Below are 14254 nucleotides of genomic sequence, written 5' to 3' on the forward strand. Positions count from 1 at the left end.
TCGGGAAACGATGAGGGACCGGAGGGCTTGCGTCCTGCCGCTAACACCTCGTCAAACGCAGGGAATCAATGCTCACAGCGTTGCCCACCTGGTCAACCGCCGAATCGACTGCACCTTCAGTGTTCCGGTGAATCGTTTTCATCCGGTGAGATCACCGCGAGCACGGCCGCTCGCACTTCGGCTTGACGCTCTTTGTTATCCACTTGATGGCCATCGGCTTCGGTCAAATAGAACACATCGGCGACCTGATCCAAGTGCGTATCGATCTTGGCGAAGTGCAACACCAGATTCAGGCCCGAAAGCGCCGAGGCGACGCGATAGAGCAAACCAGATTGGTCGTAGGCGAACAGCGACAAGATGGTGAACCGATCCAAGGTCTCGTTATCCAGGTCGACTTTGGTCGGCAGCACGTTGACCGTCTTTGAATCATCTTTCTTGCCGACCGACCACTTCCGCTTGCGTGGCGGCAGTGGTTTTTCCGGCGAATCGAGCAACTGTTTCACGCGCGAGGACACCGTCTGGATCCGTTTGGGCGGAGGCTGATCGGGGTACTCGGGATCGTCGACCCAGAACTCATCCCAGACGATGTTCTCCAACGTCACGATTTCAGCGCGGAGGATCCCGATCCCGCAGGACATGAATGCGCCCGCGACCCTGGCAAAGATGCCGACGCGAGTGTCGTCCTGGTGAAAGATGACGACGTACCGCATCGCCGAGGCGATCGGATCGTACTGGGCGAAGCAAAGTGTCCGTTCGCCCGCATCCAAGGCCGCGGCGACGTGAATCAGCTGTGTCGCCAGATCCTCGGGCTTTTCCCGACGCAGCATCGACAACGGGATCTGCTTGAGCAACGCTAAACTGGTCGCGGCGGAACGCTCGTCTCCCAAGTACTCGCGGACCTGGTGCCGAATCTCGTCAGTCATCTCCTCTTGATCGGCGTCCAGATCACCGGTCTCGAAATACCGCCGGGTGCGCAAATAGAGATCCTCGATCAGCTTCATCTTCCAATCGGTCAAGACACCCGGACCGACGGCCGCCAGATCGGCGACCGCATGGATGATCAGCAGTTCCAGTCGGCGGATCGATCCGACTTCCTTGGCAAAGGAGATGACAATTTCGGGATCGTTTAAATCGTGTCGGAATGCGACCGTGTTGACCGCCAGGTGCTTGAGGACCAGCCATTCCAGAATCTCGATGCTGCTGGCGTCCAAATCCAATCGCTCGCCGGTCTTTCGGGCGATCCTCGCACCGACGACGGAATGGTCTTCCTCGTATCCTTTTCCGATGTCGTGAATCAGCAACGCCAGGTGCAACAGCGTTTTGTCTTTCAATCGTCGATAGCGGCGTCCCATCGCGGTCGGGTCATCGGCAAAATCGGTCGCCGCTTCGACGGCGCGAATGCAATGCGCGTCGACGGTGTACTTGTGATAGGCGTTGAATTGCAACAACCCGCGTGTTCGCTTGAACTCCGGGATCAACTGATCCAGGATTCGTAACTCGTGCAATCGCTGCAGCAACGGCGCTAACCGCCCGCCGCGACTGAGCAGCGACAGGAAGGCGCCGATCGATTCGGCATCCGGAGCTGCCGGTTGACGTTCCTGCATGGCCTTGCGAATCGTTTGCCAGGTGTGGTGCCCGATCCGCCGATTGTTGTGATTGGCCAAACTCATGAAACGCAAGATCCGCGGCAGACTCAAGGCGAACTCTCGCAACTGAGACGCCTCGACCCAGATGTGCGTCGGCCCCATCAGGACGTCGGCCCCGATTCGCTTGGCCCGAATCCGTTCGATGATCTGACCGATCAGCGGACGGCTGCGGTTGTCATCGGCAAAGAACCGGGCGGCATAGCGGACATCCCGCGTGACATCAAAGTACTGCTGCATGAACGCTTCGACCGGCAGCACCCCTTCACGCCCCTTGTAACCCCACGCGTTGGCGATCACAACTTGCGTCGTCCGATCCAGCACGTCCTGCGCCCGGCCTTCACGAAAATGCAATTCGTTCCGCAACCGGATCAGAAAGTCATAGGCCCGCCGCAGCATGCGGTAATCTTCATCGGTCAGCGTCCCGAGTTTCAACAGCCGTTCCAAATCCACTTCGCCGTACCTGGCGAAGCCGATCCAGCGAATCATTTGGATGTCGCGCAACCCGCCGCGTGATTTCTTCAAATTCGGCGTCAACAGATAGTTGGTGTCACCCCACTTGTTGCGTTCTTCGCGTCGCGCTTCGATCAGATCGCGAACCAGACGTCCGCCGCGACGGACCGCTCCGTGTCGCAGCGATTGGAAGAAACGCTTGAACACCTTCAAGCTGCCGGCAAGGAATCGCGATTCGGTCAGCGAGGTAAAGATGACCGGGTCGGACCAGGACAACGAACAGGCTTCGCGGGGCGTCCGCAACGAGAACCCGACGTCCAGCCCGATGTCGACCAAATCGCGCGTCAGCGATTGGGCCAGCTTTTCGGCGACCGCGGTTGAGCGCCCGCGGACAATCAGCATCAGATCGGCATCCGAATACGGCGCCAGATCGCGACGGCCGAAACCACCGTGGGCGACCAACGCGACCCCCGCCGGCGTTTCTCCACCAAAATGATCGGCACAAGCCTGATTCCATACTTCCAGCACCAAGTCGTCATAGAGGTCGCTGACGAGCGTGGAAACCTGGGTGCCGCGGGACCCGGCGTCATGCTGACGGCGGCATCGCTCACGTCCCTCGCGTAGGATCGCGCGGCCGCGTAGAACAACATCCGAGAGCGAAGAACCAGCCATCACGAACACGCCGCCTAGGGTCCAAGAATGCCGGCGTCGGAGGGTTCGCCGAGATTGGGGTGAGCGAAATCAGTCCTCCCCAGGGCCGGCGACCCCGGCCACGGAGCTGGAACCCGAAATGCACCGCAGGAGAATCGCCTGGCAGGCCGCACCCGCGTTTAGAGTGCTTCTTCGCCCCGCTCACCGGTTCGGATACGGATCGAATCTTCCAGATTGGTGACGAAGATTTTGCCGTCACCGATTTGCCCGGTTTGGGCGGTTTGCAAAATCGTGTCGACGACCGTTTGCAGGTTCTCGTCGGTACAAACCACCTCGATCTTGACTTTGGGGACAAAATCGATCGCGTATTCCGTGCCCCGATAAATCTCCGTGTGGCCTTTTTGCCGACCGAATCCTCGTACCTCGCTGACCGTCATCCCGTGGATGCCCTGGTCCGTCAACGCGTTTTTGACATCTTCCAATTTGAAGTGCCGAACGATGCCTTCAACTTTTTTCACGTTTATGCCTCGGAGGATGCGGCTGGAAATCCAGTCCCATAGGGTGAACTGAGGTCGTACTCGTGCCGCCAAGTGAATCCCGGCAGCCTACTGTCGGTTGCATTGTACACTCGTCGGCCGAACTCCATCCAGCGGGTATCAACCCAGAGCCGGCATCACCCGATGCCGGCTGATCGTCAAACCGGCCGCTGCCAGGGCACGTCGGCGATCCCCGCCTGCGAATTCACTTCACGTGAGAGCACAAACAGATAATCGCTGAGCCGATTCAGGTAGACGATCACCGCATCAGAAATCTTGACCCCCTGCTGATCGCCCAGCGTCACCACGCGGCGTTCGGCGCGGCGACAGACCGCCCGGGCCAGATGCAACATCGATGCGGCCTGGGTCCCGCCCGGCAGAATAAACTGCTTCAGGGGACTCAGCCCGCTCTCGTGCTCGTCGATCCACGCTTCGATGCGGGCGACATGGGTCGTCCCGATCACCCGCAGGTCGTGCTCGTCGGGGTTCGGAGTCGCCAGCTCGGCTCCGATCGAGAACAGCTCCCGCTGAATCAGCTCCAGCTGCTCATCGACGCCTTCACTCACCCCGCCCTCGCCGAGCGAACGCACACAGCCCAACGCCGCATTGAGTTCGTCCACCGTTCCGTAGGCCTCGATCCGCGCATCGTCTTTGGAGACCCGAGGCCCCCCGAACAGACCCGTGCTCCCGGCGTCACCGGTTCGCGTATAGATTTTCATGTCCCACCCGCTCAAGTTCGTTCTAATCCTGTCGCCGTTCTTTTTAAGGCGATTCGCCCCGGCGACAAGTCCGCTGTGTCAAAGAAACCGCAAAACCGAAATCCATGACAGACCCCATCGCATCACCGACCAAACGGGCCGCCGGCATGTTGCTGGTCACGCGAGCTCAGCCGAGACAATTCTTGCTGATGCGTCATCACGACCGCTGGGACTTGCCCAAAGGACATTGCGATCCCGGTGAATCCGATCTGCAAACGGCGATCCGCGAAACCGAAGAAGAAACGGGGATCTCCACCGACTCCGTTCAGATCGACCCCGACTTCCGTTTCGAATTGAGCTATCCGGTTCAATACAAACGCCACGGCGACCAAGTCTTTCACAAGACCGTCGTCTACCTGCTCGGCTGGGTTGACGCGATCTTTACACCGACCCTGACCGAACACCCGGGATTTCAATGGTTCCCCTGGAACCCGCCCCACCGCATCCAAATCCAAACGATCGATCCGCTGCTGGAAGCCGTCGCAATCCATTTGGAGCAACAACAGCAGGACAATCCAAGCTTGAGTGGGGAGGGGTAGGAAAATTTTGGAGGTAGGAAGATTGGCCTCATCGAAGGGATGGTGCATCTCACCATTTTCTTCCCTCCGAAATCTTCTTACCTGTTTCCCGCGACGGCTCCGTCAGTCTCCGTAACTGGCACCGCGGATTTCGACGTTGATCTCACCCAGCCGGCGAAAGACCTGCGCGAGTACCACATTCAAATCGGCGTCCCCGGCCGGTCGGCTGAGAGACAATTGATCGGCGCGGTTGATCTGGGACGTCATCGGATCGATCGAAACCCATCGCCCTTCGATCGACGCCACCACCCAGGCGGCCAGATGCATCGTGACGCGATTCTCGGTGGAACTTTCCGTCGCTTCGGAACGCGAGAGTCCAAACACGACTCGGGCGGGGATTTGTCTGGCACGCAACAAGGCCGCAATCAACACGGCGTGATCCATCTGTCCGCCCTGACCGCTGCGAATGATCGCCGACGCCGGCCGCAGCTCTCCTTGGGGGATCAGCGACAAATCATTCTGCGCCAGACGCGCCAATTGCTCCGCCAAGTCCCGGATCGGTAACTCGCCGATCGCACCGGCCATGCGGGTCACCGACGGATGCCCGAGATCGATCCACTTCGTCGCGGCGGTATCGATCGGTTCGGCGACCGAACGGTCCGCGTCAAATCCCGTCGGCGTTTTCGCCCGCGTCGAAACCATCACCTGCACCACATCGCCGCTGCGTTTTACCGATTGCCCGGCAACGGCCGGCAGCGGCAACACGTTCGCTTGGTCAGCATCGGCTGGGCGGGTTTCGACAGAATCGTCCGCGGAGGTCGATCGCGATGGGTCGCTGACGACAAACGCAACCTCCGTGGGATCGGCATCCGCCCGTAGCGAGCCGGTCACACTGAACTGGACTCGCCGATCGTCAGGCCGACGGAAGAGTTCCTCGGCCGACGCCCGATCGGTCCGAAACGATTCCAGCCGCAATCCGAGGTGCAATGTTTTCTGGATCACGCCCTGCTCGTCGATCCAGACGACCAGCGAATCGACCGGTTGACCGTCCTGAAACGTCGACACATCCACTTCGCGAAGCGTTCGATAGGTGCCGTCGAACATCGGAACCGACGCGTCGCCGGTGCAATGCAATTCGATCACCCCGACCGATTGCAGCGCAGGCATCAGGACTGGCAAGCGGCGGGTCTGGCCCGTTTCGATCCCACGTCGCCGCAGCGTCTGTTCCAAGGCGAACAACCCCCGCGTCTCGGCCGGCCAATCGAGTTGACGTGTTTCCTGTCCCGAGCCGCTCGACAATTCAATTGCAAGCTTCTGCGGACCGCGTGTCCCGCGTGCGGTCGACGAGATCGGGCCGGCGTGAACTTCGCTTTGGAAACTTTCCAGCGCACCGTCAACCGACTCGACACTCGTCAGCGTGATTCGGCGAACAAAGGACGCCTTGCCGGTTCGAAACACCAAACGCTCGATGCGACTGTATTCCACTTCGGTCGCAGCGGCGAACTGCTCGCCGTCGATCCGCGCGGCCGCTTTGATTTCGCTCACGCCCACGACTTGGCTGCCGAATCGGTAGACGTACCACGCGTTCCAGTCCCCCTCGAACGACTCTTGCAAGGGTTGATCCTCGCTGGCGACCGCATCAGCATCCGACGCGACGGAGTCCTCCGGCTCGGCGGTCGGCGCAGCGGGTGGCCCGATCGGCGGCCGCGGCGGAATCAAGTCACCGCACCCCGAGGCGACGCACAGAGACGCGACGCACAGACAACCGAACAGACGGACCAACCAGGGCAAATTCAAGACACGTGTCATCGGATTTCACTGAAAAAGAACAGATCGCGACGAGTCATCGCTGCCCTGCACTATATCCGGCGATCGCTCCCTATGGCAAAGACGCAACATCAATTGCCCCGGGTCCACATCGAGCGCCTTGAAATGTTGCCTCTGGACAACGCCTTCCGCCCTTGCGAAGGAGTTCGATCGCAGGGGTCGATCCGGTTGATCCGCCTGATCCGAACATGCCTCAACGATTTCATGGGGCGGGATTTCCGGATTGGCGAAACGATGCGCCCGGTCCATCACATGACCTAGCGTTGGCTGTAGACCGAGCGGCAGCTTGCTTTCGCCCGATCTCCAACATTCCCGTGAACAATCCCCCCGCGCCAAGAACCGGACCGCCTGACATGGGCTTTTTGAAACGCATCCTCCGTAACAACACCGTCGAAGACACAGGGTCGATCTTCACACCGGGCAGCTTTGAAGCGTTGACGGAGGAGGAACTGCAAACGCATATGGGCATCGACACCTACGGTGCCTTTGACCTGACCGATGCGATTCGCCCCTCGTACGATCTGCAAGTCGTGCCACGCCAGGGATTCCGATTTGACGAATACGTCGACGACAACAGTCAAATCCGCACGCCGGTCATCATGGCGGCCGCGACGCGGCATCGAATCATGGACCTGTTCCTGGATCTGATCGACCGGCTCGGCCCCGTCGTCGATGTGGTGCTGGAAACCAGCCACCACTTCGCCCCGCATCAGCAAGATCTCTATCGCGAGCACATCGATGTGCCCGTCCTGAAAAGCATTCTGCTCGATCACGAAGACCTGCTGCTCAACGACGGTTGCACCGGAATCGCAGTGATCAACCCGGGACGACGGCAAGAGGTCCAACTGGACGAACACAAGTTGATGATCATCTACGGGCGACCACTGGAACAATTTGAACAAACGCTGATTTCGGCGGACGTCTATCCGGATGAAAACATCAAGTTCATCACCGAAGCGGAACATGTCCACAGCAGCAGCGAAGCCTATTTCGACAAGTTCAACACGCTGAAACACCGCCTGGGCATGGACAGCGACGACTTGTCGGGTTGCTGCTAGCGGCCTCCCTGAACTAGGATTCGCGAAGTCATCCGCCTCGCCCCCCAGGACTTCGCCATCATGATCTTGGTCTTGAGCGCCAGTTTGAACCCTGGCAGTCGCAGCCGTATTCTTGCCAACGCCTGCCGAGAGCGACTCGAAGCCGCTCATCGAGACGTCGCCTGGTTCGACCTCTCCGCAACGCCGCTGCCGTTCTGCGACGGTGCGGCCGCTTATGGTCATCCCAAAGTTGTGGATCTGGGACACCTGATCGAAACGGCCGATGCGATCTTCATCGCGTCCCCGGTGTACAACTTCGATGTCAATGCGGCGATCAAGAATGCCGTCGAGCTGACGGGGAAAAAATGGACCGGCAAGGTCGTCGCGATGATGCTGGCCGCCGGTGGCGCCGGCAGCTACATGAGCGCGATGGGGCTGGCCAACAGCTTGATGCTGGATTTCCGCTGCCACATCGTGCCCCGGTTCGTCTACGCGACCGGTGAATCCTTCGAAGGCGATCGACTGGCCGACGATGACATCCAGTCACGCGTCGAGTTGCTGGTCACCGAAACCCTGCGTCTGGCCGACGCCCTGGCGTCAAGCGAGTAGACGTCCCTCCAGTTGGTCTCCAGCCTTCAGACGCTCTCCACTCGCTGCTCCGCAGCGAGACCAAACGGCTCAAGCCTGCACACCAGCGCCGCTGCGACCTACTTCCGATAAACCCCGTTGGCCTCGATATAAACCTCGACCGGTCGGGGAACACGATGGCGAATGCTACTCCCCTGCCCTGCCCTGTTGCGAATCTCGCTGCTCGAGATTTCGATCAGCGGCATCTTGATCACACAGCGACGAAACCGCTCGATCCGGTCGTCACCGACCAGCCCTTCGAGCACGGAAAAATCGATCTCCCCTTCTCCACCGCGACGCACCACCGCCAACGTCACACGCGACAACAACTCCGCCGGCTGATGCCAGCGACGCATCGAAGCCAGTGAATCGCTACCGATGATCAAAAATAACTCCGCACCGACATGCTCACGTTCCAATTCCGCGATCGTGTCGACGGTGTAGCTGACCCCCGCACGGTGCAGTTCCCGCTGGTCCACGGCGTGCCCCGGACGCCCCGCGATGGCGAGACGCAGCATTTCCACCCGCTGCTCGTTCGTGGCGACTGGACCGCCGGGCTTCAACGGCTGGGTCGCCGTAGGGATCCACAGCAATCGATCCAAGTCCAGGGCTTCGGTCGCCGACTCGGCGATCCACAAATGACCCACGTGAACCGGATCGAATGAGCCGCCGAAAATTCCAATTCGCATCTCCGGGGTCCTGTGGATCATCGCCGACGGAAGTGTGTTCAAGGTGCTGAACCCTGGCTGTGGGATGGCGATGGAGCTCGGGCCGTATCCCTCACCGGCGAGGGAGGATTCAAAATTGTCGCGTTCGGATTCCCGTTTGACCACCCGTGTCAGCCCGTGGGAAACGATTCCTGAAAAGACCCGACGATCCAAAATCTTCAGGAATGCTCTATGCTGACAGGCGAAGCTTCACATCCCGACATCTCCGCCGGCCCGATCCCCATGCCGTCCGCCGTTCCACCCCAGCGACCTTCCGACACGCACCGGACCGACACACGCTCCTCCAATACCGACGCTGCCCAAACCGACGACGCCCAAACCGACGACGCCCAAACTGACGACGCCGCGGACGTCGCCGGCAGTTTGTCCGCGCCGGGGTTCTTTGACACCAGCGACGACGCGATCGACGACCTAACCAAGAGCGACGGCAAACGCGCTGGCAACCCCGATGCGCAGCACGTGACGCAAGGCCAGCTGTTTGAAACCGATCCCCCACCCTGGGAATTGACCGTCGACGAAGACGTGGCGGTGGCCAGCGTTGTCTTCCGTGATGCCCCCTACGGCCCCTACGACTACCGGATCCCGCCGGAACTGCGGGACCGATTGCATCCCGGGATGCGGGTCCACGTGCCGCTGGGCCGCCGAAAACGGCCGACAGTCGGTTGGTGCATCGAAACCAAAATGGGCAACAAGACCGGCAAGACACTCAGCGACGTCGCCGAAGTGCTCGACGATGCGCCGCTGTGCGATCGGCCGTTGGTGCGTTTGGTGACTTGGATGAGTCACTACTACCAGTCGCCGGCCGGACAGGTCTTCGACGCGTTGATCCCCTCCAGTGTTCGCGCCAGCGCGGGCACGCGCGAGCGGACCTACCTGTCGCCCTCCCCCGCCAGTGCCGACGAATCGGTCGTCGACGCCTTGCCGGCCAAACAGCAACGCGCGTTGCGGCTGTTGATCGCCGCGGGGAAACCGATGACGTCCTCGCAATTGATGGTCCACGCCGAATGCACCGCCGGGCCGATCAACGCGCTGCGCAAAAAAGGGCTGCTCGACGAAGACACACGCCGTGAGATGGCGACGTCGATGCCGACCCGCTGGCAAACGAGCGACGGAGAAAAAACCGAATCGCATGAACTGACCGACGACCAATCCAACGCGCTCGGGCGGATCACCGCGGCCCTCGATTCGGCCGCCGCCAAGACCCTGCTGTTGCACGGCGTGACCGGCAGCGGAAAAACCGAGGTCTACATCCGCGCGATCGAACATGTCGTCAAATTCGGCCGCGCGGCGATCGTGCTGGTGCCGGAAATCAGCCTGACACCGCAAACGCGGGGACGCTTCGAACGACGTTTCGCTTCGGTCGCCGTGCTGCACAGTCAAATGACGCCGGCCGAACGCCATTTCCAGTGGCAGCGCATTCGTCGTGGCGAAGTCCAAGTCGTGGTCGGCCCCCGCAGCGCCGTCTTTGCCCCGCTGCCGCGTCTGGGACTGATCATCTTGGACGAAGAACACGACGGGTCGTTCAAACAGGACAGCCAACCGCGTTACCACGCACGCAAAGTGGCCTATGCCCGCGCCCAATCCTTACAAATCCCGCTGTTGCTCGGCAGTGCAACACCCTCGTTGGAATCGTGGTACGCGACCCAGTCCGGTCACGCCGAACTGATCTCCATGCCGTCTCGCGTGGGCAATCGCCCCATGCCGGATGTCCAACTGGTTGACCTGCGCATCAAAGACGAACGCTCGCGGGGCGGCGCGATCAGCCGACAATTGCATCTGGCCGTCACCGAAACCCTGCGAGAAAAAGGGCAAGTCATCTTGCTGCTCAATCGCCGCGGCTTTGCGACGACGATCCAGTGCCCGTCTTGCGGACACGTCGTCGCCTGCCCCGATTGCGAAATGCCGCTAACCCATCACCGCGATGGAGGCAAAGCCGTCTGCCACTACTGCGATTACACGATCGCCACACCGCCCTGGTGCCCGGAGTGTCGGTTTGACGGAATCCGATACGGCGGACTGGGCACGCAAAAACTGGAAGTCGAAGTCAAGGCTCGGTTCCCCGAGGCTCGCGTCGCACGGATGGACAGCGACACGATGCGCCGTCCGGGCAGCCACCAAAAAGTCCTCTCCGCATTTCGCAGCGGCGAACTGGACCTGTTGCTCGGCACCCAGATGATCGCCAAGGGCTTGGACTTTCCCAACGTCCTGTTGGTCGGCGTGATCAACGCCGACGCCGCGTTGCACTTTCCCGATTTCCGCGCCGGCGAACGCACCTTTCAATTGGTGACCCAAGTCGCCGGTCGAACCGGACGCGGCAACCGCGGCGGACGCGTGATCGTGCAAACGTTTTCGCCCGAACACATGGCCATTCAAGCCGCCTCGCGTCACGATTACCTGCAATTCGCCCAGGCCGAGATCGCCAACCGGCGGAAATTCAATTACCCACCGCTGGGAAGCGTCGCCCGGATCATCATCCGCGGGGCCGTCGAAGACGTCACCGAAGCCACCGCCAACTCCTTGATGCTGCGATTGGAATCGGCGCGCGAACGGCTCGGCGCCGAAGTCCGCTTGCTCGGGCCGGCCCCCCCACCGATCGCCAAACTCCGCGGCAAGTATCGCTTTCACCTGCTGTTGCAATCACTCGACCCGTTGCAGTTGGGCGCGACGATTCGGATGGCGACCAAGACGTTCAAGATCCCCGAGAAAGATGACGTGCAATACGTGATCGACATCGACCCGATGGACATGCTGTAGCCGATCGACTACTTGGCCTTCTTCTTCCGCGCGGTCAATTTCTTCATCTTCTTCACCTCGTCCTTGCCGACGACCCAGCCACGACAATCCCGCGATCCGCATCGGCAGCGGGGAATCCAGTACTGGGCTTCCCACTGGTAATCGAAACAGATCTCGGTTCCCGGCTCGATGTTGCATCGAGCGATCAGCCCGTTGGTCGTGTCGGTGACCTGCACCATGTCACAATTGGGACTACAGGAGTGATTGATAAACGCCCCGGGGATGGTCGGTTCCAAATACCAATCATCCTCCAAGTGCATGGCGTAGGTTGATCCGTCGTATTCATCCGCCGGAATCAATTGCCCCTTGATCTCCATGACCAGCTCGCCGGGAAGAAACTGACGTGATGCGAACACGCCACAACCCAGTTTTCCGCCGTGGTCATACACGTACACATCACGGTCTTCGTATTGCCGATACCCGTAATCCTGATCGACAGCGAATTGAAGTTTCTTACGTCGCTTCTTTGACAGTTCCATCTCTCGTCCAAATCAAACCAATACAATCTTGAAAACCACGCAACTGGATTGCGTCGCAACCCTACTCCGTCGCGACAAGATACCGATTTGCTCGCCGCCGGGTGAGTCGTAAACCGCGAGGCCGCAGTGGAAAACCTTGCCGGTCGATAAAGCGGATCATTACGCCAACAACTAACTCTAGCACGCACTCTGGCAAGCGCATCGGCAAGTACATTGGTAAGCACGGTACGCGTTCATTCAGCCGACGGCGTCCGCGACGTGCGACCTTTTTTTGCCGGCCGATGTAAGACCCGCACAACGATCCGGTAGTCCCCTGTATTGACGACGACCGGCCATCGCAGACGACTTCTCAACCAATCACCGCCTTCTGGGAGACCCCCATGTCAATCGACGTTCGAAATCAAACCGTCTTGATTACCGGTGCCAATCGCGGCATCGGAAAAGTGATCTTGGAAACCGCGATCGAGCAGGGCGCCGAGAAAGTCTATGCGGCCGTGCGCGACGTCAACCCGGTCGCCGATCTGGTGGACAAACACGGCGACAAGGTTGTCCCGATCGTCATCGACCTGCAAGTGCCGCAAACGATTGCGGACGCCGCGAGTGTTGCGACCGACGTCACCATCGTGATCAACAACGCAGGGATTGCCCGGACCAATGATCTGCTCTCACCGCAAGCCTTCAGCGATTATGAAGCCGAACACAAGACCAACGTGCTCGGACTGCTGCACGTCGCTCAAGCGTTCGCGCCGGTGCTGAAATCCAACGGAGGCGGGGCGTTGGTGCAGCTCAACTCGGTCGCGTCGATCAAATCCTTCGCGGACTTTGCCACCTATTCGGCGTCCAAAGCGGCCAGTTATTCGCTGACCCAGGCGTTGCGTGAAAAGCTGGCCCTGCAACGGACCGCGGTGGTCAGCGTTCACCCGGGTCCGATCAAGACCGAGATGGCCGAGGCCGTCGGTCTGGCCGACGTCGCCGAATCACCCGCCCTGGTCGCCGAGGCCATTTTTGCGGCGCTCCGCGAGGACCAGTTCCATGTGTTTCCCGATTCGATGGCAAAACAATTCGAGTCCGGTTATGCAGGGTTTGCGAAAGCATTCGTCGAAGCCGAGTTGAGCGAACAAGCCTGATCGATGGTCGCGCTGGACACAGAAACTTAATTCTTGCCCGCCGAATCGCTTCCAATTGGGTCAACCTCGTTACAATTCTGGCTGTTGTCAACGTTCGTCCTCGGCGAAGGTCCTGGAGATGCTCGATTCGGAATTCGAATTCACTCAATCCGAGACATTCGGATTGACCGATGTCGGAAAGAAACGCACCGTCAATCAGGACCAGTTCTTGATCGCAGAGCTGAGCAAATCGATGCTCGTCTCCGCGTCGAGCCTGGCGGAGATCGATGTCGGTCGTTTTTTTGGCGGCATCCAAGGCCAGGTGTTGCTGGTCGCCGACGGCATGGGCGGGCACGCAGCCGGTGAAAAAGCCAGCAGCATCGTGCTGCAACACTTGATCGGTCGACTGCTCAACAGCGTCCACTGGTTCTTCCAGTCCGACACCGGGTCGGAAGAAGAGTTCGTCAATGGCTTGCGGAATCTGCTGCGTGACGCGCACAGCCGCGTCCTCGCTGAATCTCGCGAAAATCACGCGGCGGCCGGAATGGGGACCACGCTGACGATGGCCTACATCCACTGGCCCGCGATGTACGTCGTGCACGCCGGCGACAGTCGCTGTTACCTGATTCGTGACGGCGTCGCTCGGCAAATCACCACCGACCACACGCTGGCGCGACAAATGGTCGAGGCCGGCGGGATGAAGCCCGAAGACGAAGCGACCAGTCGCTGGAGTAACATCCTGTGGAACGTCGTCGGAGGCCACGCCCAACGAAGCCTGTTGGCCGAAGTGCATCGCGTCGATTTATGCGAAAACGATTCCATCGTCCTGTGCAGCGACGGTTTGTATCGCTACGTGGACGGCGATCAGATCTCGGCGATGCTCACCCAGCAACCCAACGCCTCCCTGCTGTGCAAACAATTGGTAGAGCTTGCCAACGACCGTGGCGGCGAAGATAACATCACCGTGGTGGTTTCCCATCCGACACCCAAGAAACGGTTGGCCGCCAACGGATCGCTGATCGCAGGCGACGCCGCCCAGAAAAAGACGATGCCCGTCGCCGAGAACGACCAGGACAGCTAAGGACCAATCCACTGCCT

General features: G+C 60.1%; 12 protein-coding genes. 6 read left to right on the forward strand and 6 right to left on the reverse strand.

What is annotated here, in order from left to right; translation table 11 throughout:
* Positions 1-116: 116 nt before the first annotated feature.
* The 3 genes from glnD to TBK1r_RS34095 form a co-directional block, all read right to left on the reverse strand.
* Positions 117-2768, reverse strand: coding sequence for a [protein-PII] uridylyltransferase (gene glnD / locus TBK1r_RS34085; protein WP_419580667.1), 2652 nt, complete (start codon positions 2766-2768; stop codon positions 117-119).
* Positions 2769-2926: 158 nt separating this feature from the next.
* Entirely contained in the window at positions 2927-3265 is a 339-nt protein-coding gene (locus TBK1r_RS34090; protein WP_095739105.1) for a P-II family nitrogen regulator, read from the reverse strand.
* A gap of 176 nt (positions 3266-3441) precedes the next feature.
* Entirely contained in the window at positions 3442-4002 is a 561-nt protein-coding gene (locus TBK1r_RS34095) for a cob(I)yrinic acid a,c-diamide adenosyltransferase (protein WP_095739104.1), read from the reverse strand.
* Positions 4003-4106: 104 nt separating this feature from the next.
* Between TBK1r_RS34095 and TBK1r_RS34100 the strand changes: the two genes are divergently transcribed.
* Positions 4107-4580, forward strand: a complete 474-nt coding sequence (locus TBK1r_RS34100) for a bis(5'-nucleosyl)-tetraphosphatase (RefSeq protein WP_145220197.1) — start codon at positions 4107-4109, stop codon at positions 4578-4580.
* Between the two features lie 102 nt (positions 4581-4682).
* Here TBK1r_RS34100 and TBK1r_RS34105 read toward each other — a convergent pair whose 3' ends face one another.
* Positions 4683-6368, reverse strand: a complete 1686-nt coding sequence (locus tag TBK1r_RS34105) for a transglutaminase-like domain-containing protein (RefSeq protein ID WP_145220199.1) — start codon at positions 6366-6368, stop codon at positions 4683-4685.
* A gap of 371 nt (positions 6369-6739) precedes the next feature.
* On the opposite strand from TBK1r_RS34105, the gene TBK1r_RS34110 reads away from it, so the two are divergent.
* The gene (locus TBK1r_RS34110; protein ID WP_095739101.1) at positions 6740-7444 is read left to right on the forward strand and encodes a hypothetical protein; all 705 of its coding nucleotides are present in this window, start codon (positions 6740-6742) and stop codon (positions 7442-7444) included.
* Between the two features lie 60 nt (positions 7445-7504).
* On the forward strand, positions 7505-8032 hold the full coding sequence (locus tag TBK1r_RS34115; protein ID WP_145220201.1) for an NADPH-dependent FMN reductase: 528 nt from the start codon (positions 7505-7507) through the stop codon (positions 8030-8032).
* Between the two features lie 98 nt (positions 8033-8130).
* On the opposite strand, the gene nadD is transcribed toward TBK1r_RS34115, so the two are convergent.
* Positions 8131-8739 (reverse strand): nicotinate (nicotinamide) nucleotide adenylyltransferase, encoded by a 609-nt coding sequence (gene nadD / locus TBK1r_RS34120; RefSeq protein ID WP_419580668.1) that lies wholly within the window; start codon positions 8737-8739, stop codon positions 8131-8133.
* Positions 8740-8949: 210 nt separating this feature from the next.
* Between nadD and priA the strand changes: the two genes are divergently transcribed.
* Entirely contained in the window at positions 8950-11532 is a 2583-nt protein-coding gene (priA, locus tag TBK1r_RS34125) for a replication restart helicase PriA (RefSeq protein WP_419580669.1), read from the forward strand.
* Positions 11533-11540: 8 nt separating this feature from the next.
* Here the strand turns inward: priA and TBK1r_RS34130 are convergent, their stop codons facing one another.
* Entirely contained in the window at positions 11541-12050 is a 510-nt protein-coding gene (locus TBK1r_RS34130; RefSeq protein ID WP_145220205.1) for an SET domain-containing protein, read from the reverse strand.
* Positions 12051-12430: 380 nt separating this feature from the next.
* Between TBK1r_RS34130 and TBK1r_RS34135 the strand changes: the two genes are divergently transcribed.
* Together TBK1r_RS34135 and TBK1r_RS34140 are read left to right on the forward strand one after the other, a co-directional pair.
* Positions 12431-13177 (forward strand): SDR family oxidoreductase, encoded by a 747-nt coding sequence (locus TBK1r_RS34135; RefSeq protein WP_145220207.1) that lies wholly within the window; start codon positions 12431-12433, stop codon positions 13175-13177.
* A 118-nt stretch (positions 13178-13295) separates the two neighbouring features.
* Complete coding sequence (locus TBK1r_RS34140) at positions 13296-14237, forward strand: PP2C family protein-serine/threonine phosphatase (RefSeq protein WP_145220209.1); 942 nt, start codon at positions 13296-13298, stop codon at positions 14235-14237.
* The last annotated feature ends 17 nt before the right edge of the window (positions 14238-14254 follow it).

Source organism: Stieleria magnilauensis, assembly GCA_007753675.1.
Taxonomy (GTDB): Bacteria; Planctomycetota; Planctomycetia; order Pirellulales; family Pirellulaceae; genus Stieleria; species Stieleria magnilauensis.